Raw genomic sequence first — 4,141 nt, 5'->3', positions numbered from 1 at the left:
GTGCCCGGCGACCTGTAGACGGGAACCAAGCTCCGCGTCCTCCGTAATGGAATTTACGGGCCATCCCCCCACCCCATCGAGTGCCGTTATCCGAATAAGGCTCAATGTACCGGTGGCAAGGGCACCATGACAGGTATCGGCCTTAAAGCAATAGTAGTCGAAAAAATGGTCGAATTCCTCCATTATGGGGACATGACGGGCCTCTTCACAGGTATAGGCCTGTGGAAACTGTACTAAGGCTATGGCAGGTCCCTCGATATTGGAGACCGCCAATCCGAGGGCGTCTTCGGTGAGACGGTAGTCGGCATCCACCACGAATATAAATTCGGCACATTTGTGGGTAACCTTTCGGGCAAAATTGAGCGCGCCGGATTTGTAGAACGGCCATTTTTCAAGATGGAAGAATCTTACATTGGGCAAAGAAGCACAAAATTCCCCGACCGGGCCCCATAGCTCCCTTTCCTCGGTATTGTTGTCTATTACGATAATCTCGAAATCTGGGTAATCCTGTGCGAGGATGCCTTTTATGGTCGATATGACCATGGAGGGGGGCTCGTTACAGATGGCCAGATGCACCGAGACCATAGGCCGCTTGCTGTTCGCCAACATCTTGGGCCGTTTTTGGAATCCTAGCCAAAGCTTAAGCTTCATAATTTCCAAAAGGCATATGATAATAATCAGTGCGGCTAGCAATATAAAAATGATAATCGGAGCCTTTACTATGAAAATTCCAAAAATTAGGATTAGGGCAGGGTATCCCCAAGGTATCTCGGAAGAATTTTTAAGCAATTTCATTTTTTAATTGTCTGTCCGAAAATTATCCATATTTACCCCTAGCATGTAACGCAATTGCTCGTATTTAAGCGACTATCGCAATCGGGTCACATTTAAAACCGAATGCGTTACCCGTTCATCTGGTTAATAAAGGATATTGGAAAAAACATAGTCAGAAGATGAAAAAATTGACCGTGAGTTCGCTGCCCTTAAGAAACGTAATTTCGGATATCGCCCGTGAGCTGGGAACCGATTATACCAGAAGCTGTGGAATTTTTCATGTGGACATCCCAAGCGATTACGGCGAAGGCATCATTTCGGGAACCGATTTTGAAGATGGCCTCGGCGTTATCCGTTACGATTGCACGTTCATTGAGGACCTTACCATTGAATATTCGGTCGACAAGGTGCACCCGGTCAAATTCCTGTTTTCCATGGAAGGCGAAATTCGGCACAAGTTCATGGACGAATCGATATGGCATAAAATTTCCAAATATAAGAATGCAATCGTTGCCAGTTCGGCATTTCACGGCCATAGTATCCAATTTTCAGCAGGCGAACGGATGATATATAGCAGTCTGGAACTTGACAGAAGAAAGTTCCAGTCAAAGATAAGCTGCGAACCGACAAGTATTGTAAAGGAATGGCGGGAAATGCTGAATGACGTTACCGCAAAAAAAACATTTTACCATGACGGTTTCTACAGTCTGGAACTGTCCCGTATAATTGATAATTGGGATAGATACCCAAACGGGGATTGGCTAAAAAAACTCCATCTTGAAAGTCTTGCCTATGAGATATTGGTGCTCCAGATCACACAATTTCAGGACGATATAAAATCCGATGGGAAAAAGACCATGTTACGCAAATCCGAACTGGACCAAATGCTCAAGGCGGTACGTCTCATTGAGGAACGGTTGGAGGATTTGCCGACCATCGGTGAGATTGCGTCCGAAGTTGGGCTTAACGCCAATAAACTGCAGCGCGGGTTCCAAGAATTGTTAGGTACGACGGTCAATTTATATATTAGGCAGAAACGTTTGGAAAGCGCGCGGACGCTATTGCTCAATACGGACCAGACCCTTTCGGCCATCACATCTATCGTAGGTTATAAAAGTCAGAGCTATCTCTCGAAGAGGTTCCTGGAGGCATATGGCCTCACACCTTCGGAATATCGAAGGAACCGGGAACGAAAAAATATACGTCCCGGTAGTTATTTTAACATTGATGGCGTTGAATAAATATACATTATACGGAATAGGGCTTACCGGAAGGTAATTCGGCGTAAAGCATAATTGAGGTACACTATGGGCAAGATAGCGTCCGACCGAGACAGTATCGGTTATTTTGATCGTAGCGATAGCCTGCATTTGGATCGCATCGCCGATGATATGGCTCAAGGTATTCAATTCAATGTGATAAGACCAAAAGTGGTAATCACGATACCCGCACATAATGAGGCAATTGTAATAGGCAAATGTATCGAGTCCCTTGCCCGTCAACGAACCGTCTTGGGCGACATCGACAAAGATGATTTCGAGGTTCTGATCCTCTGTCACAATTGTACCGATGCTACCAAAAAAATAGGTTTACAGACTTTGAACCGTTTCCCGGACCTGAACCTTATCGTTCTGGAAACGAACCGACCGGAAGTCAATAATGTAGGCGCGGTACGGCGCGTCCTGATGCGGATTGCCAGGGCCAGGATATTTGATAAACCCGGATATATTGCAATGACGGATGCGGATACCGTGGCCCATCCTTTTTGGGTCGCCAATATTCTCGGGTACATAGGTAGTGGTTACGGATTGATTTGTGGTCGGATAGATATCAATGTTAAAAGTGTTTCACCATATGCAAAAAAAATATTGGCGCTGAAAAGCCGTTATAGCGGACTGTGTATTTTATTGAACGACTCCATCTCTCCCGATACTTTCGACCCTTTACCACGGCACGGTGACAATTCCGGGCCCAATATGGCCGTTCGTGCCGATACTTACGATTATATAGGGGGTATGGCCCCCATCGGTTTTTGCGAGGATATCGATTTTTATGATAGGGTAGTCTGGGGCGGGTACGAGGTACGTCATTGCCCAATGGCCATTGTGACCACCTCTGGACGATGCGAACCCCGGGCACCATGGGGTTTTGGTGCAGAGCTCGGTACTTGGAACGGGAAGGATGGCAACGAACCCCAGGTTGAGGGACTTGAGGCCCTTTTGGAGAGGTCACGTATATATGCCCTGATACGGAAATATTTGGCCAATGACGACAAATATGTTCTTTGGGCAGCGGCCCGCCAAAGCGGTATCGATAGGAAGCGGTTGGTGGGGCATATTCAAGAATACGGAACGTACCGCTCCTTGCTACACCGACTGGAAAAGGACCTGGACGTTCTGGAGAGTTGGGGTTTACGGTATCCCAAAATTGGCATCCGCCGAGCATGTGATGAACTTGAAGACTACCTTTCGCTTTCCTCCTAAACCTTCCTCCATACCTGTAAACGATAGAACTCATGACGATCCCGTGCGATTTCCTTGAACAGGCCCGTCATAACGGCAAAATTGGAGAAACTATCATGAACGTCATCCCCGCTGAGCGGGTAATCGGGCACGAAGGGAGTCCAATGTACCATCAACAGGTTTCCATCGGGCAAGAGGGCATTGGAAAGGTTCAGGAAAAGTTCTGTAAGATCCTTTTTGGACAAATAGTAACCCATTTCGCAAAAGGTCACCAAATCGAATTTTCCATCCGGAAATACCTTGACCACATCCATCACCTTAAAAATAATGTTCGAAATTTTGGAACAGTTCTTTTGTGCCTCACGGACAGCAATTTCATTGATATCCACAGCGGTCAGATTTTCACAGATCTCGGAAAGCATTCCGGTATGTATCCCTATGGAGCATCCGAGCTCAAGTCCGGAATCGAAACGCCGACGTCCCAAGGCCCGAATGGAACTTTGATATTTGAGAAGCTCGTACTCGCTATTGCGAAAATTCCATGGGTCGTTTTGCCGTGAATAAAGTTTGTCGAAATAGGCGTGGTCCAAAGTCTGCAGATCCTTTCGGCCAACAAAAAAATACTCGGTATCCGTATTGAAGGGTTCCAAAAGTTCATCGGTCAGCACGAACCCGTTCGGGTCGTCATGGATAATCTCGCCAAGTTGTGACCGGTGCATTTTGACCGCCCGCCATTTTTTTTCGAAAACCGGGGTAATGTCCAGTTTATAGGGAACAGTTTCCCCAATTGACGGCCAATCGCTTTCTATTCCGTTTTTCCATAACCATATGGGATATTCGAACTTGATCAAATCGTCCGGAAGATTCTTTAGGAACATTTCGCCCAACGTATTGACGACCCGATG

At 46.5% G+C, this 4,141-nt stretch carries 4 protein-coding genes; 2 read left to right on the top strand and 2 right to left on the bottom strand.

What is annotated here, in order from left to right; all coding sequences use genetic code 11:
- A partial coding sequence (locus ACEW8S_RS13435) for a glycosyltransferase (RefSeq protein WP_373518656.1) occupies positions 1–795 on the bottom strand: 795 nt, incomplete at its 3' end.
- A 158-nt stretch (positions 796–953) separates the two neighbouring features.
- On the opposite strand from ACEW8S_RS13435, the gene ACEW8S_RS13430 reads away from it, so the two are divergent.
- Together ACEW8S_RS13430 and ACEW8S_RS13425 are read left to right on the top strand one after the other, a co-directional pair.
- Complete coding sequence (locus ACEW8S_RS13430) at positions 954–2,015, top strand: helix-turn-helix domain-containing protein (protein WP_373518655.1); 1,062 nt, start codon at positions 954–956, stop codon at positions 2,013–2,015.
- Positions 2,016–2,081: 66 nt separating this feature from the next.
- A complete protein-coding gene (locus ACEW8S_RS13425; RefSeq protein ID WP_373518654.1) occupies positions 2,082–3,257 on the top strand; it encodes a glycosyltransferase family 2 protein in 1,176 nt (391 codons plus the stop codon).
- Here ACEW8S_RS13425 and ACEW8S_RS13420 read toward each other — a convergent pair.
- On the bottom strand, positions 3,254–4,141 hold an 888-nt coding region (locus ACEW8S_RS13420), incomplete at its 5' end, for an SAM-dependent methyltransferase (RefSeq protein ID WP_373518653.1). The genes ACEW8S_RS13425 and ACEW8S_RS13420 overlap by 4 nt on opposite strands.

Origin of the sequence: Pricia sp., assembly GCF_041745955.1 — a bacterium.
Lineage (GTDB): Bacteria > Bacteroidota > Bacteroidia > Flavobacteriales > Flavobacteriaceae > Pricia.
This window is presented reverse-complemented; position numbering and strand designations above follow the sequence as displayed.

Coding starts and splice junctions, on each gene's coding strand:
- ACEW8S_RS13430 (WP_373518655.1), top strand. CDS start 954: ATGAAAAAATTGACCGTGAGTTCGCTGCCCTTAAGAAACGTAATTTCG.
- ACEW8S_RS13425 (WP_373518654.1), top strand. CDS start 2,082: ATGGGCAAGATAGCGTCCGACCGAGACAGTATCGGTTATTTTGATCGT.